Annotated in this window: 24 protein-coding genes, 1 pseudogene and 1 riboswitch; of the genes and pseudogenes, 20 read left to right on the top strand and 5 right to left on the bottom strand. The window is 60.1% G+C overall.

The window, feature by feature from the left end; genetic code table 11:
- The first annotated feature begins 133 nt into the window (after window positions 1-133).
- The 5 genes from LOY28_RS21315 to LOY28_RS21295 all read left to right on the top strand — a co-directional run bounded on the left by LOY28_RS21315 (window position 134) and on the right by LOY28_RS21295 (window position 4,778).
- Window positions 134-1,183 carry a DUF2066 domain-containing protein gene (locus tag LOY28_RS21315; RefSeq protein WP_064619371.1) on the top strand — a complete coding sequence of 350 codons (1,050 nt, stop codon included), beginning with the start codon at window positions 134-136 and terminating at the stop codon, window positions 1,181-1,183.
- A gap of 32 nt (window positions 1,184-1,215) precedes the next feature.
- Window positions 1,216-2,289, top strand: a complete 1,074-nt coding sequence (locus LOY28_RS21310) for an AI-2E family transporter (protein WP_018925123.1) — start codon at window positions 1,216-1,218, stop codon at window positions 2,287-2,289.
- A gap of 230 nt (window positions 2,290-2,519) precedes the next feature.
- Complete coding sequence (hda, locus tag LOY28_RS21305; RefSeq protein ID WP_007936072.1) at window positions 2,520-3,224, top strand: DnaA regulatory inactivator Hda; 705 nt, start codon at window positions 2,520-2,522, stop codon at window positions 3,222-3,224.
- 214 nt (window positions 3,225-3,438) lie between these two features.
- The gene (locus tag LOY28_RS21300; protein WP_019579634.1) at window positions 3,439-4,074 is read left to right on the top strand and encodes a C40 family peptidase; all 636 of its coding nucleotides are present in this window, start codon (window positions 3,439-3,441) and stop codon (window positions 4,072-4,074) included.
- 167 nt (window positions 4,075-4,241) lie between these two features.
- Window positions 4,242-4,778 carry a C40 family peptidase gene (locus LOY28_RS21295; RefSeq protein WP_019579635.1) on the top strand — a complete coding sequence of 179 codons (537 nt, stop codon included), beginning with the start codon at window positions 4,242-4,244 and terminating at the stop codon, window positions 4,776-4,778.
- Window positions 4,779-4,826: 48 nt separating this feature from the next.
- Here LOY28_RS21295 and LOY28_RS21290 read toward each other — a convergent pair whose 3' ends face one another.
- Together LOY28_RS21290 and LOY28_RS21285 are read right to left on the bottom strand one after the other, a co-directional pair.
- Window positions 4,827-6,140: a sorbosone dehydrogenase family protein gene (locus tag LOY28_RS21290; RefSeq protein ID WP_258612506.1), complete on the bottom strand. Its 1,314-nt coding sequence runs from the start codon at window positions 6,138-6,140 to the stop codon at window positions 4,827-4,829.
- A 68-nt stretch (window positions 6,141-6,208) separates the two neighbouring features.
- Window positions 6,209-6,793, bottom strand: a complete 585-nt coding sequence (locus tag LOY28_RS21285; RefSeq protein ID WP_018925127.1) for a hypothetical protein — start codon at window positions 6,791-6,793, stop codon at window positions 6,209-6,211.
- A gap of 154 nt (window positions 6,794-6,947) precedes the next feature.
- Window positions 6,948-7,183, top strand: a riboswitch (cobalamin riboswitch).
- A gap of 80 nt (window positions 7,184-7,263) precedes the next feature.
- Here LOY28_RS21285 and cobO point away from each other — a divergent pair.
- The 14 genes from cobO to LOY28_RS21215 all read left to right on the top strand — a co-directional run bounded on the left by cobO (window position 7,264) and on the right by LOY28_RS21215 (window position 18,766).
- Window positions 7,264-7,875 (top strand): cob(I)yrinic acid a,c-diamide adenosyltransferase, encoded by a 612-nt coding sequence (cobO, locus tag LOY28_RS21280; protein ID WP_007936078.1) that lies wholly within the window; start codon window positions 7,264-7,266, stop codon window positions 7,873-7,875.
- A complete protein-coding gene (locus LOY28_RS21275; protein WP_258612505.1) occupies window positions 7,872-9,197 on the top strand; it encodes a cobyrinate a,c-diamide synthase in 1,326 nt (441 codons plus the stop codon). Before cobO ends, LOY28_RS21275 begins: the two co-directional genes overlap by 4 nt.
- Window positions 9,194-9,844: a 5,6-dimethylbenzimidazole synthase gene (gene bluB, locus LOY28_RS21270; protein WP_018925129.1), complete on the top strand. Its 651-nt coding sequence runs from the start codon at window positions 9,194-9,196 to the stop codon at window positions 9,842-9,844. Before LOY28_RS21275 ends, bluB begins: the two co-directional genes overlap by 4 nt.
- A complete protein-coding gene (gene cbiB / locus LOY28_RS21265; protein ID WP_018925130.1) occupies window positions 9,841-10,749 on the top strand; it encodes an adenosylcobinamide-phosphate synthase CbiB in 909 nt (302 codons plus the stop codon). Before bluB ends, cbiB begins: the two co-directional genes overlap by 4 nt.
- Window positions 10,742-11,734 carry a threonine-phosphate decarboxylase CobD gene (gene cobD / locus LOY28_RS21260; RefSeq protein WP_019648164.1) on the top strand — a complete coding sequence of 331 codons (993 nt, stop codon included), beginning with the start codon at window positions 10,742-10,744 and terminating at the stop codon, window positions 11,732-11,734. Before cbiB ends, cobD begins: the two co-directional genes overlap by 8 nt.
- On the top strand, window positions 11,731-13,182 hold the full coding sequence (locus LOY28_RS21255; RefSeq protein ID WP_258612504.1) for a cobyric acid synthase: 1,452 nt from the start codon (window positions 11,731-11,733) through the stop codon (window positions 13,180-13,182). The genes cobD and LOY28_RS21255 overlap by 4 nt, the downstream gene beginning before the upstream one ends.
- Before the next feature lie 42 nt (window positions 13,183-13,224).
- The gene (gene cobU, locus LOY28_RS21250) at window positions 13,225-13,746 is read left to right on the top strand and encodes a bifunctional adenosylcobinamide kinase/adenosylcobinamide-phosphate guanylyltransferase (protein ID WP_258612503.1); all 522 of its coding nucleotides are present in this window, start codon (window positions 13,225-13,227) and stop codon (window positions 13,744-13,746) included.
- Complete coding sequence (cobT, locus tag LOY28_RS21245; RefSeq protein WP_018925134.1) at window positions 13,743-14,798, top strand: nicotinate-nucleotide--dimethylbenzimidazole phosphoribosyltransferase; 1,056 nt, start codon at window positions 13,743-13,745, stop codon at window positions 14,796-14,798. Before cobU ends, cobT begins: the two co-directional genes overlap by 4 nt.
- Window positions 14,795-15,370, top strand: a complete 576-nt coding sequence (gene cobC, locus LOY28_RS21240) for an alpha-ribazole phosphatase family protein (RefSeq protein WP_258612502.1) — start codon at window positions 14,795-14,797, stop codon at window positions 15,368-15,370. The genes cobT and cobC overlap by 4 nt, the downstream gene beginning before the upstream one ends.
- Before the next feature lie 2 nt (window positions 15,371-15,372).
- Window positions 15,373-16,104: an adenosylcobinamide-GDP ribazoletransferase gene (locus LOY28_RS21235; RefSeq protein ID WP_258612501.1), complete on the top strand. Its 732-nt coding sequence runs from the start codon at window positions 15,373-15,375 to the stop codon at window positions 16,102-16,104.
- A gap of 254 nt (window positions 16,105-16,358) precedes the next feature.
- Window positions 16,359-16,763, top strand: coding sequence for a MarR family winged helix-turn-helix transcriptional regulator (locus tag LOY28_RS21230; RefSeq protein ID WP_007898923.1), 405 nt, complete (start codon window positions 16,359-16,361; stop codon window positions 16,761-16,763).
- A 52-nt stretch (window positions 16,764-16,815) separates the two neighbouring features.
- Window positions 16,816-18,024, top strand: coding sequence for an MFS transporter (locus LOY28_RS21225; RefSeq protein ID WP_258612500.1), 1,209 nt, complete (start codon window positions 16,816-16,818; stop codon window positions 18,022-18,024).
- Window positions 18,021-18,143, top strand: a complete 123-nt coding sequence (locus LOY28_RS21220) for a hypothetical protein (protein ID WP_007936107.1) — start codon at window positions 18,021-18,023, stop codon at window positions 18,141-18,143. The genes LOY28_RS21225 and LOY28_RS21220 overlap by 4 nt, the downstream gene beginning before the upstream one ends.
- 71 nt (window positions 18,144-18,214) lie before the next feature.
- A complete protein-coding gene (locus LOY28_RS21215; protein WP_018925139.1) occupies window positions 18,215-18,766 on the top strand; it encodes a glutathione peroxidase in 552 nt (183 codons plus the stop codon).
- An 89-nt stretch (window positions 18,767-18,855) separates the two neighbouring features.
- On the opposite strand, the gene LOY28_RS21210 is transcribed toward LOY28_RS21215, so the two are convergent.
- The 3 genes and pseudogenes from LOY28_RS21210 to LOY28_RS21200 form a co-directional block, all read right to left on the bottom strand.
- A complete protein-coding gene (locus LOY28_RS21210; RefSeq protein ID WP_018925140.1) occupies window positions 18,856-20,124 on the bottom strand; it encodes an OmpP1/FadL family transporter in 1,269 nt (422 codons plus the stop codon).
- A gap of 146 nt (window positions 20,125-20,270) precedes the next feature.
- Window positions 20,271-20,753 (bottom strand): hypothetical protein, encoded by a 483-nt coding sequence (locus LOY28_RS21205; RefSeq protein WP_007936111.1) that lies wholly within the window; start codon window positions 20,751-20,753, stop codon window positions 20,271-20,273.
- A gap of 410 nt (window positions 20,754-21,163) precedes the next feature.
- Window positions 21,164-21,285 (bottom strand): annotated as a pseudogene (locus tag LOY28_RS21200) (phosphatidylcholine/phosphatidylserine synthase); the annotation flags it as partial.
- Window positions 21,286-21,769: 484 nt separating this feature from the next.
- Here LOY28_RS21200 and LOY28_RS21195 point away from each other — a divergent pair.
- A complete protein-coding gene (locus tag LOY28_RS21195) occupies window positions 21,770-22,819 on the top strand; it encodes a hypothetical protein (RefSeq protein WP_258612499.1) in 1,050 nt (349 codons plus the stop codon).
- Window positions 22,820-22,833: the final 14 nt, after the last annotated feature.

Below are 22,833 nucleotides of genomic sequence, written 5' to 3'. Positions count from 1 at the left end.
ACCGTCTATCGTTATGACAGTGCGAAAACTTACCGCGATCGTGTGAATGTTTTGCTTGGGCCTGCGGTCACAGCCCTGGCTCAATCGTCTTCATGCGGTCTGTTCCAGCCGCTCTTGTCGTCAGGAATCTTCCATGCGTTTTCTTAAATTCTTGTTCGTGGGCTGTTTATCCGTGGTCAGCCTGGCCAGCCATGCCGAAACCGTCAAAGGCCTCTATCAAGTGCGCCAACCGGTCAGCGGCCAGACACCGGAGGAGCGCGACCAGGCGACTCAGCAGGCGCTGGAAACGCTGGTGTTGCGCTTGACCGGCGATCCCAAGGCGGCGCAAAGCCCTGGCCTTGCGGCCGTGCGCAAAGACCCTCAGCAGATCATCAGTCAGTTCGGCTACGACGCCGGGCCACCGCAAGTGCTGAAAGTCGATTTCGATCCGGCCACCACCGAGCAGGCCTTGCGTCGTGCCGGGCTGGCCGTGTGGGGGGCCAATAGGCCGTCGATCCTCGGCTGGTGGTTGAACGATTCCACCGAAGGTTCGAGCCTGGTCGGCGATGGTCAGGCCAGTGCTGCGCCCTTGCGTCGGGCGGCTCAGCACCGAGGCCTGCCGCTGCGTTTGCCGCTGGCTGACCTGAATGAACAGATCGTCGCCACGGCACCGAATCTGGAAGGTGCCGACCCTGCGCCACTGCGCAGTGCCTCCGATCGTTACAATGCCGATGCCTTGCTGGCGGTGCATGCCCGTGAAGAAGGGGGGCAATGGCAAGCCAAGTGGCGACTGTGGCTGGGCGATCAGAAAGAGGCCGGCAGCGTGCAGGGCGCCGATACCGCCGCCGTGGCCGATGCGGTGATGCTGGCGGTCAGCGAGCGTCTGGCGTCGCGTTTCGTTGCCAAGCCAGGTATGTCGGGCGAGCAGTTGTTGGAAGTGCAGGGCATGAATCTGGAGCGTTATGCGACGCTTGGGCGTTTGTTGGAGCCTTTTGGCGCGCGTCTGCAAAGTGTCGATGGCGACCGCGTGCTTTATCGCGTCAACGGCAGCGCCGATCAGCTGCGAGCTCAGTTGTCCCTGGCGCAATTGCAGGAGGTTCCGGCCAGTCAGGTGCCGGCACCTGTTCAGCCGGTGACTGTGGGTTCTGCGCCGGCCGCAGCGCCAGCGCCTGCCCCGACGCCGCAGTTGCATTTCCGTTGGTGAGTTTTTTCTTTATATAGAAGCAGGAGTGGTACATGGCCGATACGCGGCGTTGGTTCTGGCTCGGTGGGGTGGCCCTGCTTTGCGCGTTTGTTTACCTGTTGCATCCGATCCTGACGCCGTTCCTGGTGGCGCTGTTGCTGGCCTATCTGTTCGACCCGCTGGTGGATCGGCTGGAGAAGCTCGGCTTGTCCCGGACATGGGGCGTGGTGGCGGTGTTCGCGTTGTTCACGATGGTCCTCACCACGCTATTGTTGGTGTTGGTGCCGATGCTCGCCAAGCAGCTGTTTCGCTTGTATGAACTGGCGCCGCAGATGCTCGACTGGTTGCAGCACACCGCGTTGCCGTGGGCGCAATCGAAGTTGGGTTTGTCGGAGGGCTTCTGGAAGTTCGACAAGCTCAAGGCGGCGATCAGCGAGCACATGGGCCAGACCACCGACATTGTCGGCGTGGTGCTGAGTCAGGCGACGGCTTCAGGCCTTGCGCTGATCGGCTGGCTGGCCAATCTGGTGCTGATCCCGGTGGTGAGTTTTTATCTGCTGCGCGACTGGGACCTGATGATGGCCAAGATCCGCAGCTTGCTGCCGCGTGATCGTGAAGAGCGTGTCATGACCCTGGCTGGGGAATGCCATGAAGTGCTTGGGGCGTTCGTGCGCGGACAGTTGCTGGTGATGCTGGCGCTGGGTGTGATCTACGCCGCTGGCTTGATGATCGTCGGGCTGGAGTTGGGGTTGTTGATCGGTCTGATTGCCGGTCTGGCGGCGATCGTGCCGTACATGGGGTTTGTCATCGGGATTGGCGCGGCGTTGATTGCCGGTCTGTTCCAGTTCGGTGGCGATCTGTATCCCATGATCGGTATCGTCGCGGTGTTCATGGTCGGCCAGGCGCTGGAAGGCATGGTTCTGACGCCGTTGCTGGTGGGTGACCGGATCGGCCTGCACCCGGTGGCGGTGATCTTTGCGATTCTGGCCGGCGGCGAGCTGTTCGGTTTTACCGGTGTGCTGCTGGCATTGCCGGTGGCGGCGGTGATCATGGTTCTGGTGCGCCATGTGCATGATTTGTATAAAGATTCGGATATCTACGGCGGTGTCGACGAGTCTGAGAAGTAAGGCTTCGAGATCGCTCGTCGCGGGCAGCCTGGTTTCACGCCGGGTTTGCCCGTATCCCTCGCGCGGCTGTCACATGCACCGCCAAAGAAACTGTCATAAAACCAGCACGTTAACGCAAACCTTTGATTTTGCTTGTGGTCTGTCGCATTGTGCCGTCAGCTTCACGGGTATAAACTTCGCAAACTTTACACAGAGGCCACTAACGGTTCCTTTGGAACTGTTCAGTCAGCATGAAACCGATTCAGCTGCCCCTAGGTGTGCGTCTGCGTGATGACGCCACCTTTATCAATTACTACCCAGGCGCCAATGCCGCTGCACTCGGCTATGTCGAGCGGCTGTGCGAAGCCGACGCCGGCTGGACGGAAAGCCTGATTTACCTCTGGGGCAAGCACGGGGTAGGGCGCACGCATTTGTTGCAGGCGGCTTGCCTGCGTTTCGAGCAGATGGGTGAACCGGCGGTGTATCTGCCGCTGGCCGAGTTGATGGACCGCGGCATCGAAATCCTCGACAACCTCGAACAATACGAACTGGTTTGCCTGGACGATTTGCAGGCGGTCGCCGGCAAGGCGGATTGGGAAGAGGCGTTGTTCCATCTGTTCAATCGTCTGCGTGACAGCGGTCGGCGTCTGCTGATCGCCGCCTCGACGTCCCCGCGCGAACTACCGGTGAAGCTGGCGGACCTCAAGTCTCGGCTGACACTGGCGCTCATCTTCCAGATGCGTCCGCTCTCTGACGAAGACAAGTTGCGTGCCTTGCAGTTGCGCGCCTCCCGTCGTGGCCTGCACCTGACTGACGAAGTCGGTCATTTTATTTTGACTCGCGGTACTCGCAGCATGAGTGCGCTTTTCGAGCTGCTTGAGCGCCTCGATCAGGCCTCCCTTCAAGCTCAGCGCAAGCTGACAATCCCGTTCCTGAAAGAGACGTTGGGCTGGTAAAGGCCAGGTTTTTCGCGGGCTCCGGCATATTCCAGGCGTCAACAATTCCGCTTTCCTGCAGGGGGGCAGGCTGCGCAAAGGTTTAAAATGGGCTTAAGCGCTTAGATGGAAACGAGAAACCGATAAGTCACATAAAGATCGATTGAATTTGCAAATGAGATCGATAGCGGGCATAGTCTCGGCTTCTTTACAACTATCAGCCACGGTCGTGCCCATGCTAAATCGCTTCGCACCCCTCGTGCCTCTCGCACTCGTCACCCTGTTGTTCGGTTGCGCTGCTCACTCTCCAGTGTCCCAGCAAGAGCCACAGCATCAGGTTTCAAATTCAGTTACCGCGCAGTCTTCTTCCGTTCTTTTCCAGGAAGAGCTAGCCACCAATAAAGAACTGGCAGACTTCGCCGGCGGCAAGTCGTACCAGCTTCCGGTTCTGGCTGACAGCATCCTCGAACGTGGCATGTCCCTGATCGGTACCCGTTACCGTTTCGGCGGCACCTCCGAGGCAGGCTTCGACTGCAGCGGCTTCATCGGTTATCTGTTTCGTGAAGAGGCTGGCATGAACCTGCCGCGCTCCACTCGCGAAATGATCAACGTTGACGCTCCGCTGGTGGCTCGCAGCGCCCTTAAGCCGGGTGACCTGCTGTTCTTCGCCACCAATGGCCGTCGCGGTCGTGTCAGTCACGCCGGGATCTACGTGGGTGACAACCAGTTCATCCACTCCAGCAGCCGCAAAAGCGGTGGTGTCCGGGTCGATAGCCTGGGCGACAGCTACTGGAGCAAGACCTTCATCGAAGCCAAGCGTGCGCTCGCAATGGCACCGGCTGCAGCGCCTATCGTCACTGCGCGCAAATAAGCGGACAGTTTACAAGGCGAACTTAAAGTCTTACTTGAAGTTTGCCGCGTAGCCGCTAGAATCCTGATCTATTATTGATGGCAAACCGCCTGCGTTCTGCGCAGGCGGTTTTCTTTTCTGTCTTTGTGGCGGAAAAAAAGCCGCAGCCAGATCAGGATGTTCTGTTTATGACGATGTCGGCCCGCCTCGCACTCATGTTCTTCGCAGCGCTGCTCAGCGCCTGCGCCAGCCGCACACCGCCACCTGCGCCGGTGGTTCGCGCACCGATTGTTTTCGGTTCTCCCCAAGCCTTTTCCCCTGCGGCAGAAGACGTACTGTTTCGCGCGCTCGGTCTGGTGGGGACGCCTTACCGTTGGGGCGGCAACACGCCGGATTCCGGGTTCGATTGCAGCGGTTTGATCGGTTACGTCTATCGCGATGTCGCAGGCATTTCCTTACCGCGGTCCACGCGCGAGATGATTGGCATGCAGGCTCCCAACGTCGGCAAGGAAGGCCTGCAAACCGGCGACCTGATTTTCTTTGCCACCAATGGTGGCTCCCAGGTCAGCCATGCCGGGATCTATGTCGGCGAAGGGCGCTTCGTCCATGCTCCAGCCACGGGCGGCACGGTCAAGCTGGACAGCTTGTCCAAGGCTTACTGGCAGAAAGCCTACCTGAGCGCCAAGCGCGTCCTGCAGCCCGAGCACTTGGCACATAATCCATAGCGGAGGTTGTCATGACCGCTCGCACAGGGTTGTCGTGCAGTAATCGCATTATTTGTCTGCGCTGACGCGCCACACCTTGTTCCCCACATCATCCGCCACCAACAAGCCGCCCTGCTGATCGATCACCACGCCCACCGGCCGCCCCATGGCTTTTCCCTCGTCGTTGAGGAAGCCGGTAAGCACATCCAGCGGCTGTCCGCTCGGTTTGCCGGCGCTGAACGGCACGAAAATTACTTTGTAGCCGCTGTGCGGTTTACGGTTCCACGAGCCATGCTGGCCGATGAAGGCGCCTTGGGTGAACGGCGCGGGCAACTTGCTGCCTTCGGCGAACGTCAGGCCCAGCGACGCGGTATGGGGCCCCACTGCGTAGTCCGGTGCAATGGCCTTGGCGACCAGATCAGGGTTTTGTGGCTCGACGCGAACATCGACATGTTGCCCGTAATAGCTGTAAGGCCAGCCATAGAACCCGCCGTCCTTCACTGAAGTGATGTAGTCCGGCACCAGGTCGCTGCCGATTTCGTCACGCTCGTTGACTGCGGTCCACAGTGCGCCGCTTTGTGGCTCCCAGGCCAGGCCGTTCGGGTTGCGAATCCCCGAGGCGAAGATTCGATGGTTGCCGGTGGCGCGATCGACTTCCCAGATCGCCGCGCGACCTTCCTCCTGATCCATGCCGTTTTCACCAACGTTACTGTTCGAGCCCACGGTGACGTACAGCTTGCTGCCGTCCTTGCTGGCGATGACGTTTTTGGTCCAGTGGTGATTTCGCGTGCCGCCCGGCAAATCGACCACTTTGATTGGCTGTGACTTGATCGCTGTCTCGCCGTTTTCATAGTGAAAACGCAGCAAGCGGTCGGTGTCGGCGACATACAGGTCTTTGCCAACCAGGGTCATGCCGAAAGGCGAGTTGAGGTTTTCCAGGAACACCGTGCGGGTTTCGGCGACGCCGTCGTGGTCCTTGTCCCGCAGCAGAGTGATGCGGTTCGGGCTGGGGACGCCAGCCCCGGCGCGGCCCATGACTTTGCCCATGATCCAGCCGCGAATGCCATTGCTGTCATCGGATTTGGACGGCGCGTTGGTTTCGGCCACCAGTACGTCGCCGTTGGGCAGCACGTAGAGCCAGCGCGGGTGTTCGAGGTTTTCGGCAAACGCTGCTACTTGAGTGCCTGCGGCGGCGACGGGTTTTTTACCCTGAGGCCAGCCGATCGCCGGGGCGATGTTCACCGTCGGGATCAGGGTTTTGTTCGGTTCCGGCAGCTTGGGCGACGGTCCGGTGCCGTCCGAGACTTGCAGGCTGGAGGTTTCACCACAGGCGGCGAGCCCTCCGGCGAGCGCGATGATGAACACGAGCTGGGGTTTGCGCATTACTGATCTTCCCTATGAATGCATTGACGTAATCATAGAGAAGCGTAGCTGCGTGATGGTTCAACCGGTCAGCCGCGGGCCTCCTTGAACAGCACGGCGATCCCCGGATGGTAGTTGCCGGCTTCATTGCGCAACTTGCGGTAGGCGTAAGGGAAATACCAGGCCACGGCGCAGGTGTGTTCCTTTTGCAGGTCGTCGAGCATGTCCTGGAGTTCTTCCGGGGTGGCGCTGTGCTGGGCTTTTTGTGGGGCGACAAACAGGCAGCCGAGTTTCAGGTCGCTGGCGTAGCTGATGCGCTTCGCGTCGCTGGTGATGTCCGCCAGTGCCTGGGTCAGGTTCAGGTTGTTGACCCGCGGCCAGCGCTGGGTGGCCTGCAGGTACGCGCGTTCTTCGCTGGTGGCGATAAACAGATCGGCGCGGGCGTTGCGTTCGCCTTCTTCGGTCTGTTTGCGCGACGGTGTTTGCTGCAGCGTGACCATTTCCGCCATCCAGGCTGCGGCAGAGAGCAGGCCGAGGTTGGCGTTTTCGTCGTACCAGTAAGGCGTATCGTTATCGCCGCGCACGGCGTTGTAGCGGTCGATACAGTCAAACCAGCGTTCCAGCACCGGGCGCAGGAATTCCAGCTTCGGATTGCTGATGATCATGCCTTGCATGTGGCTCACCCTTGTTATTGTGTTATGAGGTTGTGGCTCTTTGATATCACTGCTGGCAGTGTGGCACAAGATTGGCGTCAGATAATTGATCGGCGGCAGTTATTCGCCGGAAGGCGTCCCGTCTTTAATTGACGCTCCACCCCCAACCCTCTAACCTTCGCGGCTTGTTTCAGGTGCTCTGTGGCCTTGGTCGACAGAGTGAAACAGGGAAGCCGGTGAGTGGATTTCTTCCAGCGAAGAATGATCACGATCCCGGCGCTGCCCCCGCAACGGTAAATGAGTGAAGACTGTGCCTTGAGCCACTGTGTCGACTGTCGACATGGGAAGGCGCGCAGTTGGCCTTGAGGCCGCTCATGAGCCCGGAGACCGGCCTGATCCATTCAGCGGCATCACGGTGGGCGATGCCAGGCTTCTTGCCGTCTATTCTTGTGCCTGCCCGCCGTTATCCAGCCTCAACGGAGAGCTCCCCCATGACTGATACCCCCGATCGTGACGAACGCCATCTGGCGCGCATGCTGCGCAAAAAAGCCGTGATCGACGAACGCATCGCCAATTCGCCGAATGAATGCGGCCTGCTGCTGGTGCTGAGCGGCAACGGTAAAGGCAAAAGCAGTTCGGCGTTCGGCATGCTTGCGCGCTCCATGGGCCACGGCATGCAATGCGGTGTGGTGCAGTTCATCAAGGGGCGCAGCAGCACCGGCGAGGAGCTGTTCTTCCGGCGTTTCCCGGAGCAGGTGCGTTTTCATGTGATGGGCGAGGGCTTCACCTGGGAAACCCAGGACCGCCAGCGTGACATCGCCGCCGCCGAAGCTGCGTGGGCGGTGTCCCGCGAACTGCTGAGCGATCCGTCGATTGGCCTGGTGGTACTCGATGAATTGAACATCGCCCTCAAGCACGGTTACCTCGATCTCGATCAGGTGCTCAGCGACTTGCAGGCCCGTCCGCCGATGCAGCATGTGGTGGTCACTGGCCGTGGCGCCAAACCGGAGATGATCGAACTGGCTGACACCGTCACCGAAATGGGCATGATCAAGCACGCCTTCCAGGCCGGGATCAAGGCGCAAAAAGGCGTCGAGTTGTGAATCAACCACGTCAATGCCCGGCGGTACTGATTGCCGCGCCGGCCTCCGGTCAGGGCAAGACCACCGTCACCGCCGCGCTCGCCCGCTTGCACCGCAATCAGGGGCGCAAGGTGCGTGTGTTTAAATGCGGCCCGGACTTTCTCGATCCGATGATTCTCGAGCGCGCCAGCGGTGCGCCGGTCTATCAGCTGGACATGTGGATGGTTGGCGAGCAGGAAAGTCGTCGCCTGTTGTGGGAAGCCGCTGGCGAAGCTGACCTGATTCTCATCGAAGGCGTCATGGGGTTGTTCGACGGTACGCCGTCCAGTGCCGACCTGGCGCGGCATTTCGGTGTGCCGGTGCTCGGCGTGATTGACGGCACCGCGATGGCGCAGACCTTTGGCGCACTGGCCCTGGGGCTTGCGCGCTATCAGCCGGATTTGCCGTTTGCCGGTGTGTTGGCCAACCGGGTTGGCACCCTGCGTCATGCGCAATTGCTCGAAGGCAGTCTGACAGAAGGCTTGCGCTGGTACGGCGCGCTGTCCCGGGAAATCGGCATCGAATTGCCGAGTCGGCACCTCGGCCTGGTACAGGCCAGCGAATTGAATGATCTCGATCTGCGCCTCGATGCAGCCGCCGCCTCGCTGGCCAGCAGTTGCGACGTGGCTTTACCGCCTGCCGTGGAATTCGCCGCGCCTGAAGTGATCGCCGCCGAACCATTGCTGGCCGGTGTGCGGATTGCCGTGGCCCGGGACGAAGCCTTTGCATTTACCTACGGCGCGAGCCTGGATCTGCTGCGGGCGATGGGCGCCGAGTTGTCTTTCTTCTCGCCGATCCGCGACCGCGAGTTGCCGGCGGCAGACAGCCTTTATCTGCCGGGCGGTTACCCTGAATTGCACCATGTGGCGTTGTCACAAAACACGCCAATGCTGACCGCCATCCGCGCGCATCACTCGGCGGGCAAACCGTTGCTGGCCGAGTGTGGCGGCATGTTGTACCTGTTGGACTCGTTGACCGATGTCGAGGGTACTCGCGCTGAACTGGTTGGCTTGCTGACCGGTGATGCGGTGATGCAGAAGCGTTTGGCGGCGTTGGCCTTGCAGGCGGTGGAATTGCCCGAAGGTTTGCTGCGCGGGCACACCTATCACCACTCGCTGACCAGCACCGAGCTTGAGCCGATTGCGCGTGGCCTGAGCCCCAATGGCGGGCGAGGGGCGGAGGCGGTTTATCGTGAGGGGCGGATGACGGCCTCTTATGTGCACTTTTATTTTCCGTCCAATCCGGCGGCGATTGCTGCGTTGTTGGCACCCGATCGTGAAGCCGTCATCGCGAGCAGGCCATGACAGAAAACGCCTTTTCCGAAGCCGAACGCGATGCGGTCTACCGAGCCATCGGCGAACGCCGTGACATGCGCCACTTCAGCGGCGGCACGGTCGAGCCCGAGTTACTGAGGCGCCTGCTCGAAGCCGCGCACCAGGCGCCGAGCGTCGGCCTGATGCAGCCCTGGCGGTTCATCCGCATCAGCGACCGGGCGCTGCGCGGACAGATCCAGCAACTGGTGGAGGAAGAGCGCGTCCGCACCGCCGAAGCCCTCGGCGAGCGCTCCGACGAATTCATGAAGCTCAAGGTCGAAGGCATCCAAGACTGCGCCGAAGTGCTGGTCGCTGCGCTGATGGACGATCGCGAACGGCATATCTTCGGCCGTCGTACGTTGCCGGAAATGGACATGGCCTCGCTGTCCTGTGCCATCCAGAACCTTTGGCTGGCATCCCGCGCCGAAGGCCTGGGCATGGGCTGGGTGTCGCTGTTCGAACCGCAAGCCTTGGCGAACCTGTTGGGTTTACCGGTCGGGGCCAAGCCTTTGGCCGTTCTTTGCCTGGGGCCGGTCAAGGAATTCTATCCAGCGCCGATGCTGGTACTCGAAGGCTGGGCGCAAGCGCGTCCGCTCAACGAGTTGCTGTATGAAAATTATTGGGGAGTGAGTCAATGAGTGTGGCGTTGTTGAGTGTCGCCGCGGTCGCGCTGGATGCGCTGCTGGGTGAACCCAAACGCTGGCATCCGCTGGTGGCGTTCGGTCGTTTTGCCGATCGCATCGAACAACGTTTCAACTCCGCTGGCCGCGGCTGGCGCAGTCACGGGGTGACGGCCTGGGTGATGGCGGTCGTGCCGCTGACCTTGCTGGTCACCGCGCTGTCCTGGGCACCTTATGTTGGCTGGATCGTCGAGATTCTCGCGCTCTATTGCGCGCTTGGCATGCGCAGCCTCGGCGAGCATGTCGAGCCGGTGGCCAAGGCCCTGCGCAGCGATGATCTGGTTGAGGCGCGCACACGCGTCGGTTATCTGGTCAGCCGTCAGACCAGCGAACTGGACAAAACCGAAGTCGCCCGCGCCGCCACCGAATCGGTGTTGGAGAACGGCAGCGATGCAGTGTTCGCCGCGCTGTTCTGGTTTGCCGTGGCGGGTGCGCCCGGTGTGGTGCTCTATCGTCTGAGCAACACCCTGGATGCGATGTGGGGTTATCGCAACGAACGCTTCGAGCGTTTCGGCTGGGCTGCCGCAAAGATCGACGATGTCCTCAACTACATTCCTGCACGCCTGGTGGCGTTGACCTACGCACTGTTGGGCAAAACCCGACTGGCGCTGAAATGCTGGCGCACCCAGGGGCCGACCTGGGACAGCCCGAATGCCGGGCCGGTTATGGCGGCTGGTGCCGGTGCGTTGGGTGTCGAGTTGGGCGGGGCGGCGATTTATCACGGCGAACTGCATCAGCGTCCGCAGTTGGGCGAAGGCGTGCCGGCGGATGCCGATTCCATCGACCGTGGCTGGCAATTGGTCCAGCGCGGGGTATGGTTATGGCTGCTGATTCTCTGCGTGGGGGCTGAATTCTATGCTTGAACACGGTGGCCGGTTGCGCAAGGCAGCACTTGAATACGGTATCGCCGAAGCCGATTGGCTCGACCTGTCCAGTGGTCTTGCGCCCTGGCCATTCCCGGTTCCGGATATCCCGCTGCGGGCCTGGGCACGTTTGCCGGAAACCGATGACGGTCTGGAGCAAGCCGCCTGCGACTATTACGGTGCGGCCCAGGTGTTGCCCGTGGCCGGTTCGCAAATGGCGATTCAGTTGCTGCCGCGTTTGCGCAGGGCCGGCAAGGTCGGTGTGCTGTCGCCGTGTTACGCCGAGCACGCCGAAGCCTGGCGTCGCAACGGTTATGTCGTGCGTGAAGTCCTGGAGTCGGAAGTCGATTTCTTTCTCGACAACCTGGACGTGCTGGTGGTGGTCAATCCGAACAATCCCACGGGTCTGAGCCTGACCCCGGCCCGCCTGCTGGATTGGCATGCGCGGCTGGCCCAGCGCGGTGGCTGGTTGGTGGTGGACGAGGCGTTCATGGACAACACACCGCATTTGAGTCTGGCGCCGTTCACCAACCAGATCGGCTTGATCGTGCTGCGTTCCTTCGGCAAGTTTTTCGGCCTGGCCGGTGTGCGGCTAGGGTTTGTGCTGGCCGAGCGCAAGTTGCTCAAACTGTTGGCCGAGCAGGTCGGGCCTTGGGCGGTCAGTGGGCCGACCCGCGTCCTGGGCCAGGCGTGCCTGACGGATACGGACGGGCACACCCGACAGCGCATTCGCACTGACGAAGCTGGCGAGCGTCTGGCGTTGCTGCTTGAGCAGTATGGTTTCAAACCTCAGGGCGGTTGCGCGTTGTTCCAGTGGCTGATCACCGAGCGCGCCCAAGCGCTGCATGAATTCATGGCCCGGCGTGGCATTCTGCTGCGGTTGTTCACCCACAACAGCAGCCTGCGTTTTGGTTTACCTGCGGATGAAGCGGACTGGTCGCGCCTCGAACAAGCCCTGCAAATCCATGCCAAGGAAAACCCATGACAACGTTGATGGTGCAAGGCACCACATCCGACGCCGGTAAAAGCACACTGGTGACGGCACTGTGTCGCTGGGTCACGCGCCAAGGCATGAGCGTGGTGCCGTTCAAGCCGCAGAACATGGCCCTCAACAGTGCGGTGACCGCCGACGGTGGCGAGATCGGTCGCGCTCAGGCGGTGCAGGCCCAGGCTTCAAACCTTGAACCGCACACCGACATGAACCCGGTGCTGCTTAAACCCAACAGTGATACCGGCGCCCAAGTGATCATCCATGGCCGCGCCGTCACCACCATGAATGCGGTCGCCTATCACGACTACAAAGCCATCGCCATGCAGGCGGTGCTGGCCTCCCATGAACGGCTGAGCGCGGCGTATCCGCTGGTGATGGTTGAAGGGGCGGGCTCGCCGGCCGAGATCAACCTGCGCGCCGGCGACATCGCCAACATGGGGTTTGCCGAGGCGGTGGACTGCCCGGTGGTGCTGATTGCCGACATCAATCGCGGCGGAGTTTTCGCGCATTTGGTCGGTACGCTGGAGCTGCTGTCGCCGAGCGAACAGGCGCGGGTCAAAGGCTTCATCATCAACCGTTTTCGCGGCGATATCGCCTTGCTGCAACCGGGGCTGGACTGGCTGGAAGCGCGCACCGGCAAACCGGTGATCGGCGTGTTGCCTTATGTGATGGACCTGCATCTTGAGGCCGAGGACGGCCTCGATCAGCGTCAGGCCGACAAGGCCGATCAAGTGCTCAACGTGGTGGTGCCGGTACTGCCGCGCATCAGCAACCACACCGATTTCGATCCACTGCGCCTGCATCCGCAAGTGGACCTGCAATTCATCGGCCCTGGCCAGGCGATTCCACCGGCCGACCTGATGATTCTCCCGGGTTCGAAAAGCGTACGCAGCGACCTCGCGTACCTGCGGAGCAACGGCTGGGACTCGGCGATCGCGCGGCACTTGCGCTACGGCGGCAAAGTGCTGGGAATCTGCGGCGGCCTGCAAATGCTCGGTGAGCAGGTGCATGACCCGCTGGGCCTCGAAGGCGCGCCGGGTTCCAGTGCCGGTTTGGGTTTGCTGGCGTTCGAAACGCAGCTCGAAGAAGAGAAGCAGTTGCGCAACGTACGTGGGCGTCTGGCGCTGGAAGATGCGCAGGTCAGCGGCTATGAAATTCATGCCGGCGTGACCACCGGGCCGGCGCTGGAAAACGCCGCCGTGCAGCTGGACGATGGTCGCAGCGATGGTGCGCAAAGTGCCGATGGGCAGATTTTCGGTACGTACCTGCATGGCCTGTTCGAATCACCGGCGGCGTGCAGTGCACTGTTGCGTTGGGCTGGTTTGCAGGAGGTGCAGGAGGTGGATTACCACGGGTTGCGCGAGCGCGATATCGAGCGGTTGGCGGATCTGGTGGAGAAGCATCTGGATACCTCGCTGTTGCGTGAACTCTGCGGGTTTTGAGGTGGCTGCACTGGCCTCATCGAAGATTTTAAGGAATGAACCATGCTGCAACTGATCCTCGGCGGCGCCCGCTCCGGCAAAAGTCGTCTGGCTGAAAAGCTGGCGACTGACAGTCAGCTCCACGTCACTTACATCGCCACCAGCCAACCCCTGGACGGTGAAATGAACGAGCGGGTGGCCCGTCACCGTGCCCGTCGTCCGGCCGAATGGGCGTTGATCGAGGAACCGCTGGAGCTGGCCCGCGTACTGCGCGAAAGCGCCGGCGTCGACCGTTGCCTGCTGGTGGATTGCCTGACGCTGTGGCTGACCAATCTGCTGATGCTCGACGACGCCGAGCGCCTGTCGGCCGAGCGCGAGGCCCTGCTGGACTGCCTGGCATCGTTGCCGGGTGAAATCATTTTTGTCAGCAACGAGACCGGAATGGGTGTCGTGCCGCTGGGCGAATTGACTCGCCGCTATGTCGATGAAGCCGGTTGGCTGCATCAAGCCTTGGCCGAGCGCTGCCAACGTGTCGTCCTGACCGTCGCCGGCCTGCCCCTGACTTTGAAAGGAACTGCATTATGACTCACACCTGGTGGCTGAACCCGTGCAAGCCAATCGATGCACAAGTGGTCGAACAGGCGCAGGCGCGTCAACAGCAACTGACCAAGCCTGCCGGTTCCCTCGGCCAGCTCGAAGCGGTGGCGGTGCAACTGGCCGGGTTGCAGGGGCAGGTCAAGCCGACCCTCGATCAGCTGTGGATCGCGATTTTTGCCGGTGACCATGGCGTGGTCGCCGAAGGGGTGTCGGCGTTTCCGCAGGAAGTCACCGGACAGATGCTGCACAACTTCGTCAGCGGCGGCGCGGCGATCAGCGTGTTGGCGCGGCAGTTGGGCGCGTCCCTTGAAGTAGTCGACCTCGGCACCGTTACGCCGTCATTGAATCTGCCGGGTGTGCGTCACCTGAACGTCGGCCCGGGCACGGCGAATTTCGTCCAGGGCCCGGCGATGACTCAGGCCCAGGGCGAACTCGCCTTGCAGGCTGGTCGCGACAGTGTGCAGCGCGCCATCGCGGCAGGCGCGCAGTTGTTCATCGGCGGCGAAATGGGCATCGGCAATACCACGGCGGCCAGCGCCTTGGCCTGTGCTTTGCTCGATTGCCCGGTGGTGCACCTGGCCGGACCGGGCACTGGCCTGAACGCGGCGGGTGTCAGCCATAAAGCCCAGGTCATCGAGCGCGCCTTGGCGTTGCATGGTGCTCAGCGTGGCGATGCGCTGCAAACCTTGTTCAACCTCGGTGGTTTCGAAATCGCTGCGCTGGTTGGCGCGTACCTGGCTTGTGCTCAGGAAGGTGTCGCGGTGTTGGTCGACGGGTTTATTTGCAGCGTCGCCGCGCTGGTGGCGGTGCGTCTGAATCCGGCTTGTCGTGAGTGGTTGCTGTTCGGTCATCGTGGTGCCGAGCCAGGTCATCGCCATGTGCTGGAAACCCTGAACGCCGAACCGTTGCTGGACCTCGGTCTGCGGTTGGGCGAGGGCAGTGGTGCGGCGTTGGCCGTGCCATTGCTGCGCCTGGCCTGCGACCTGCACGGACAGATGGCAACATTCGCCGAAGCCGCAGTGGCGGATCGCCCGGCATGACCTTGCGCCTGGACCTGTTGCGTCATGGCGAAACCGAACTCGGTGGCGGCCTGCGCGGCAGCCTCGATGACGCGCTGACCGGCAAGGGCTGGGAGCAGATGCGCGCTGCGGTGGTTGAGCAGGGCCCTTGGGATCGCTTGGTCAGCTCGCCGTTGCAGCGTTGCGCACGCTTTGCTGAAGAGCTTGGGGCGCAATTGGGGCTGCCGGTGCAGCTGGAAAAGGATCTGCAAGAGCTGCACTTCGGCGTCTGGGAAGGACAGAGCGCCGCGGCGCTGATGGAAACCAGTGCCGAGGCATTGGGCTTGTTCTGGGCCGATCCCTATTCGTTTACGCCGCCTGATGGTGAGCCGGTTGCCGACTTTTCGACGCGGGTGTTGGCGGCCATTGAGCGGTTGCACGCGGCCTATGCGGGTGAGCGGGTTCTGCTGATCAGCCATGGCGGCGTCATGCGATTGTTACTGGCGCAAGCGCGCGGATTGCCGCGTGAGCAGCTGCTCAACGTTGAGGTTGGCCATGGCGCGTTGTTCTCGTTGACGGTTGAATCTGGCGCCTTGTTAAGGGAAGTGATCTGATCATGTTGCCGTTCTGGATCGCCCTGCAATTTCTCAGCAGCCTGCCGATTCGCCTGCCGGGCATGCCAACGCCCGAGGAATTGGGCCGGTCGCTGCTGTTTTATCCGCTGGTCGGCGTGCTGTTCGGTGCCATTCTGTGGGCGTTGAACGGGCTGTTGCAGGGCGCGCCATTGTTGCTTCACGCGGCGTTGCTGCTGACCGTGTGGGTGTTGCTCAGTGGCGCGTTGCACCTGGATGGCCTGGCCGATAGCGCCGATGCGTGGCTCGGCGGTTATGGCGACCGTGAGCGCACTCTCACGATCATGAAAGACCCGCGTAGCGGGCCGATCGCGGTGGTAACGCTGGTGCTGGTGCTGCTGCTCAAATTCGCCGCGTTGCTGGCGTTGATTGAGCAGCAGCACAGCGTGGTGTTGATCATTGTTCCACTGATTGCTCGCAGCGCGCTGTTGGGGTTATTCCTGACCACACCTTACGTGCGTCGCGGTGGATTGGGGCAGGCGCTGGCCGATCATCTGCCGCGTTTGGCCGGGAAACAGGTGTTGGTGATCAGTGCGGTGGCCTGTGTGTTGATCGGGGGCCTCAGCGGTGTGTGGGCGCTTGCGCTGGCAGCTGTGGTGTTTGTCTGGTTGCGGCAAGTCATGATGCGACGATTGGGCGGGACGACTGGCGACACTGCCGGGGCGTTGCTGGAATTGCTGGAAGTGGCGCTGCTGGTGGGGTTGGCGCTGCTCTGAATCCCCGTAGAAGCGAGGCTTGTCAGCCCGCTAAGCGGATTCAGGTGCAGCACACTCTTGGTAGCAGCTGCCGAGCTCGCGAGGCTGCGTTCGGCTGCGAAGCGGTCGCGAGTTCGGCTGAGGCGGTCTGCCTGATGCGCCGCAAGTTCTGATTTTACGACTGCTGCGCAGCCGAACGCAGGCTTCGCCAGCTGTTACAGGTAAAATGTGTCGAAATATTTGCTTTCATTTAACCGCGGGTATATACACGCACCATGCTTCCTTCTCAATGTTTGTGCACTAACCTGCGTCGCGCCGCTCGTGGCGTCAGCAGGCATTACGACGGCGCGCTCGACGGCTTCGGGATCAACGTTGCCCAGTATTCTCTGCTGTGCAATCTGCAGCGTCTGGATCAGCCGAGCATCTCGACACTGGCCGAGGCCATGGGCCTGGATCGCAGCACCCTGGGGCGCAATCTACGGGTGCTGGAAGGTGAAGGTCTGGTGACGCTGGTCGAGGGCGAAGACATGCGCAATCGCATCGTCCTGCTCACCGAGACAGGGCGCGAACGTCTGGCAGCGGCCTTGCCGGCCTGGGAAGCGGCGCAACAGCGGTTGATCGACCGTCTGGGTGCCGAGAAGCGTGAAACCTTGCTGAAACTGCTGGACGAACTGGCTTGAGGCCAGTTTTTTCGATCTTAAGCGGGTATATACCCGCTACCGGAGAACAACAATGACATCGATGTGGCGTACGTGCGGTTGGGTGCTGTTGGGCAGTGCGCTGATTCTGGCGTTGTCCCTGGGGGTGCGACACGGCTTCGGGCTGTTTCTGGCGCCGATGAGTGCCGAATTCGGCTGGGGCCGCGAAGTGTTTGCCTTCGCCATTGCCCTGCAGAACCTGATCTGGGGCCTGGCGCAGCCATTCACCGGCGCATTGGCCGACCGCTTTGGCGCCGCAAAGGTGGTGTTGATCGGTGGTGTTCTGTACGCCCTGGGCCTGATGTTCATGGGGTTGTCCGATTCGGCGGTGACCTTGTCCTTGAGCGCCGGGTTGTTGATCGGTATCGGTCTGTCCGGCACCTCGTTCTCGGTGATCCTTGGCGTGGTCGGCCGTGCCGTACCACCGGAAAAACGCAGTATGGGCATGGGGATCGCCAGTGCTGCCGGTTCCTTCGGTCAATTCGCCATGTTGCCCGGCACGCTGGGGCTGATCGGCTGGCTGGGCTGGTCTGCGGCATTGCTGGTGCTGGGCCTGCTGGTGGCGTTGATCGTGCCGCTGGTGAGCATGCTTAAAGACAAACCGTTGCCGGTGCTCGGGCATGAGCAAACCCTCTCTGAAGCGCTACACGAAGCCTGCTCCCATTCAGGGTTTTGGTTGTTGGCGTTCGGCTTTTTTGTCTGCGGTTTTCAAGTGGTGTTCATCGGTGTGCACTTGCCGGCGTATCTGGTGGATCAACACCTGCCAGCCTCCGTCGGCACCACGGTGCTGGCGCTGATCGGGCTGTTCAATATCTTCGGTACCTATACCGCAGGCTGGCTTGGCGGACGGATGTCCAAACCGCGCTTGCTCACCGCTCTGTATCTGTTGCGGGCGGTGGTGATTGCACTGTTCCTCTGGGCACCCGTCACTCAGATCACGGCCTATTTGTTCGGCATGGCCATGGGTTTCCTCTGGCTGTCGACGGTGCCCTTGACCAACGGCACGGTGGCAACCTTGTTTGGTGTCCGAAATCTGTCCATGCTCGGCGGGATTGTTTTCCTGTTCCACCAGCTGGGCTCGTTCCTCGGCGGCTGGTTGGGCGGGGTGGTGTATGACCGAACCGGGAGCTACGACTTGATCTGGCAGGTGGCGATTCTCTTGAGTCTGATGGCCGCAGCCCTGAACTGGCCAGTACGGGAGCAGCCGGTGGCGCGCCTGCAAACCCAGGTGAGTGCCGCATGAACAGTCTTTGGCCGCGGATGGCAGCCATCGCCGTCGGCGTATTGCTGCTGGCCCTGGTTTGGTGGGGCTGGCATCAGGGTGGGCTGGCATTGATGCAGCTGGGCATGGGTGCTTGCTAGCGAGCTGCTTGCTAGCGAGCGGCGAAGGCGAGTAGTTTCGCGTTCTGACGATTGCTCAAGGATGCCCCGACATGCCGATGCGCTGGCTTGCAGTTCCTGCGTTGCTGATGTTTTTTTCCGGGCTGGCTCAGGCAGCAGAATGCCCGGAGCTGTTGCAAGGCTCATTGCCGAAGCTGCGCGCCAAGGAATCCATCGATTTGTGCCAGCGCTTCGCCGGCAAACCGTTGGTGGTGGTCAATACCGCAAGCTTCTGTGGCTTCGCCCCGCAGTTCAAAGGTCTTGAGGCGCTGTATCAGCGCTACAAGGATCAAGGGCTTGAGGTGGTCGGTGTTCCATCCAATGACTTCAGGCAAGAGTCCAAGGATGGCGCAGAGACTGCCAAGGTCTGTTACGTGAATTACGGCGTGACCTTCACCATGACCGAACCGCAGAAAGTCCGCGGCGATGACGCCACGCATTTGTTCAAGGTCCTTGCCGAGCAAAGCAGTTCGCCGAAGTGGAATTTCTACAAATACGTGGTCGATCGCCAAGGCAACGTGATCGCCAATTTCTCCAGCCTGACCAAGCCCGACAATCCCGAGTTCATCGAGGCGGTGGAGAAAGCCCTGGCCTCGAAGCCCTGATCGACGCGCACTAAAAAGCCCCGCCTCTGTACAAGAGTGCGGGGCTTTTTCAATTCAGGCGGCGAGGGGTTCAGGTTCGCCGTGAATGATCAGAAACGGTAGGTCGCGCCTACACCGAAACCGTTTGCCCAGTTTTCATACTTGGCGTTGTAGCTCTGGCGGCCGTTGCTGTTGTTGACCTTGACCGACTCTTCGCGCAGGTACGAGTACGCTACGTCGATGGTCAGGTCGTCGGTCGGACTCCAGCCCGCGCCCAGGCTGAAAATCTTGCGATCGCCAGTCGGAATGCGCGGGGAGCGGTTTTCGTTGTTGGTTGGTGCCTGGTCGACGGACAGACCGGTACGCAGAACCCATTGTTTGTTCAACTGGTACGAAGCACCGATGGCGTGAGCCCAGGTGTCATGCCAGTTCTGTTCTTCGGTGATGGTACCAAACCGGCTGTTCAGGGCTGCAGGGACGCCGCTGTTTTCGACGCTGATTTCTTTCAGGCGGCTCCAGCGAGTCCAGGTGCTGCCCGCGTAGAGGGTCCACTTGTCATCCAGTTGATGAGTGAGCGAGATATCAACCGATTCAGGAGTCGTTATGTCCAGGGATGCATCGTACTTCTGGTTAGGGTTCTGACCCAGAGCCCCGAGGAGGCTGTAGTTGACCTTGGTGTCACCTTCGAGCTTGTACTTCACTTTCGAGTGGTAGGTCAGGCCAACGCGAGTGCTGTCGGTCGCTTGTACCAAGATGCCGATGTTGTACCCCAGCGCGGTGTCGTCACCTTTGATCTTGACGTTACCGTCCGCTGCGCGCGGGTTTAGTGACAGGTTCGATTCCAGGGTGCCGTCAATGCGGTTGATGGTCGGACCGAAACCGATCGACACCTTGTCGTTGAAGGCATAGCTGATGGTTGGCTGGAGAGTCACGATTTTGACTTCGCTTTTACTGCCGAAGTAACGGCCGGCGAAGCCGTTCTCGTAGTCGGTCACCAGACCGAATGGAGCATAGACGCCGAAACCGACTGCCCACTGGTCATCGAGTGGCTTTACGTAGTAGCCCATGGGCACGCCCATGAAAGGGACCATGTCACCTTTGTTGGTACCACCATTCGGGCGGGAGCTGGCATCACTGATGTCAGCGTGCGCGTCGATAAATGCAACACCACCGGTCACTTGTTCGCGCTTGAGGCGAGACATGCCGGCAGGGTTACCAAAAACAGTGGATGCGTCGTCGGCAGAAGAAGATCGCCCGGCAAAACCTGTCCCCATCCCGCTGATGCTTTGTTCGTTGAGGGCAAAGCCACTGGCGAAGATCTGGGTGGATGCCAAGGCAACGGCGAGGCTAAGGGTGGTTTTGAGCATTACTTTTTTCATTATTAGAACTCCTGGTGATCACCGGAGCGAAAATTACCAACATTTTCGTCCGGGCGCCATAGCCTGTATTGCTTGATTTAGAGCGGTTTTGTAGGACAATCCGACCAAAATCGCGACCTGTTGGGCGATCTTCTGAAATGGGTGAATCAGCAGGCGACCTGATTCAACGATGAAACACAGGTTTGCCAGGCGTAGGTGAAGTCTCGCAAACGACCTTGGGGCTGGAAGGTCTGGCGCCAGATTCGGGCCATTCCCAGCAAGTCATCGGAGGCGGGGAGGGGAGTGTTCTGTTCTTCTACCAGCAGCCAGGCGATGGCTGTGGCATAACGCAGGTTGACGGTCAATTCCAGGTGCGGCCCGCTGAGAAAAGCATGCTGGCTGGCCAGGCCGCGAACCAGGCTCGCCCGCTCCGGGTCCAGGGCCAGGTAGTGATCCCAGAGGGCCTGGTGGCGGGGCTCGGCGATCCGGTACAAGCCGTGTCCACGGCGGTCATGCAGGGCTGAACCAAGGGCTGACTGACTGGCGGCGATGCCCAGCAGCAGGGATTCGGCAGTCGCGCTATGGCGCCCGAGGTAGATCAATGTCGGACGGATCACATAACGGCACAGTTCGCTGGCAGCGATACCCATAAAGCCCTCGAAACATCAAGTGGTCGGCGATACCTGAAGAGGCCTTGGCAGCTGTGGATCGAATCAGGCTCGCCGTAAGCGGATCAAGCCGCTTGAGTTGAAGTGTAGTGTCATTATTTTGCTGTAAAGGACTGTTTTTAAAATATTTCCGGCTTCGAGTTATAACCGTTATATCGGTTGGTGCTTAGGCAATGGCGGCTAAAAGAGAAATATCGGGCGATAAAAACCCCGCTTTTCAGGGTAATGCTGTTCACCTAAGCGGAGCCGCCTTACCGTCCTTGGCCTGGAAGGCCTTGGACGGTGAAGACGCGACTCACTCTATGGGGGTGTTTTGGAGGAAGGTGCTCAGGAGCCGGCGTACGCGACGGCGACGGGTCGATGATGTAAAGGCACAGTGCAACCACGTTCTACGTGGCGGCGAAGTCCTGGAAGGAGTTGTCCTTGCTCTTCATGTTGACATTGCAAAAGCAAACAGCGACGACACCAGAATCAGCGACACGGTCAGCAGCAGGGTGTCGTCAGGCAACTTGATCGGGCATTCATAGGGTTTGTTGATTTACGCGCCTTTTCATGAATATTTTTTTTCTTGGATAAAATGCAGGTGCTTCATTTGACATTTGGGATCCAATGTCTAGAATCGATCGCATGAGCCCCTCGGATGGGCCAAAAAGAATAAAAGTAAGAAGGAAGATACAATGCATGGAAGCTATCCGTATCAGCGTATTGCAGTCTGCAATACCTTCAAATTGCACCTCGCAAAAATCATCACTGAATTTCCCGCCTCGTCGCATTGTGCTGTGAATTATTTTGCTCGCGCACGGTTTTAATTAATTTCGACCTTCATGCATCTAACAGTTTGGATTGTTGATATCTCAAACTTATGGTGCCTGGCTTGCTGTGGGCCGTTATTGGCAGGTTCGCACTTTCGATATTGAATAATCGAAATAGACGTTCGTCCCAAAAAAAGTTGGCTGATCAAATGGAATTCCGATTCTCGCTAAAGGAGTGGCTTGGCCATGTTTAAAAGACGCAAGCGCATTGCGCTGGATGATCCCAGTCTGGAACGTGTGAAGTTAACACCCCAGATGCTCACCTACGATCAATTCGCCAGTCGCAGTCGTTCCCAGTACTTGCCTTATGTGATGGGTTTCAATGCCGCCGATTACCGTTCGGAAGCGATCAATACCGATCGGCTCGGATTTCGCCTGGCCTATGATGCGCAAGGTCGGCCGGTCAGTGTCGGCACCCTCGAGGCCAGCACGCTATCAGAGGTGAATTTACTGGTCGGGGCCTCGTCAGCCTTGGGTTACGGGGCTTCCAGTGATGCCGCCTCGGTAGCGAGCCGCCTGTCCACGCATGATCCCGATGCTACGCCATGGCTGAATTTCGCGGGGCATACCTTTAATGCGACCCAGGAATTGATGCTGTTCGTGCTGCATGCTCATCGACTGCCCAAAGTGCGACGCATCGTGATCATGGGCGGCTTCAATACTCTGGTCATGGCGCGTCTTCCTGAGTTCATTCGAGGTGATCTGCCACCGTTCTACTTCTGCGGTGACTATTACGAAAAGTTTGATGAAATTGCTGAGGAAAATGGTGCAGAACTGCCTCCTGGAAAACTTCCAAAATGGCCGGCCGAAACGACTGAGGTTCCGCCTGTTTCGCAAACTCTGGTACGCGCTCTGCAAGACACCATGAATTGTCTGACTACCTGGAAACGCCTCGCGGATTCTTTGGGTGCAGAACTTACGTTTGTTCTCCAGCCCTTGGCGACTTGGGTAAGAACGCCGTGTGCCGAAGAACAGAAGCTGTTTAATGAGCTTGATCAGATTTCCCGGTTTGGTACCTGGCAGCATTTATATGGCGATATATCCGCCCCCGCGGTCGCGGAATATTACGCCGATAGTCTGGCCAACAGTTGTCATGACTTGGGTATTCGATTTGCCAGTTTGATCGATGATTTTAGAGAGCGTCCGGATGATGAATGGTTATACGTTGATCGCGCGCACTTTACCGACCTTGGCAGTGATGTCGTAGCACGCGCCATTCATCGATACCTGCAATGAAAGTTTAGGAGGCT

This window comes from Pseudomonas sp. B21-017 (assembly GCF_024749245.1).
Lineage (GTDB): Bacteria > Pseudomonadota > Gammaproteobacteria > Pseudomonadales > Pseudomonadaceae > Aquipseudomonas.
The sequence above is the reverse complement of the archived record's forward strand: the minus strand, read 5'-3'. Positions and strand labels throughout refer to the sequence as shown.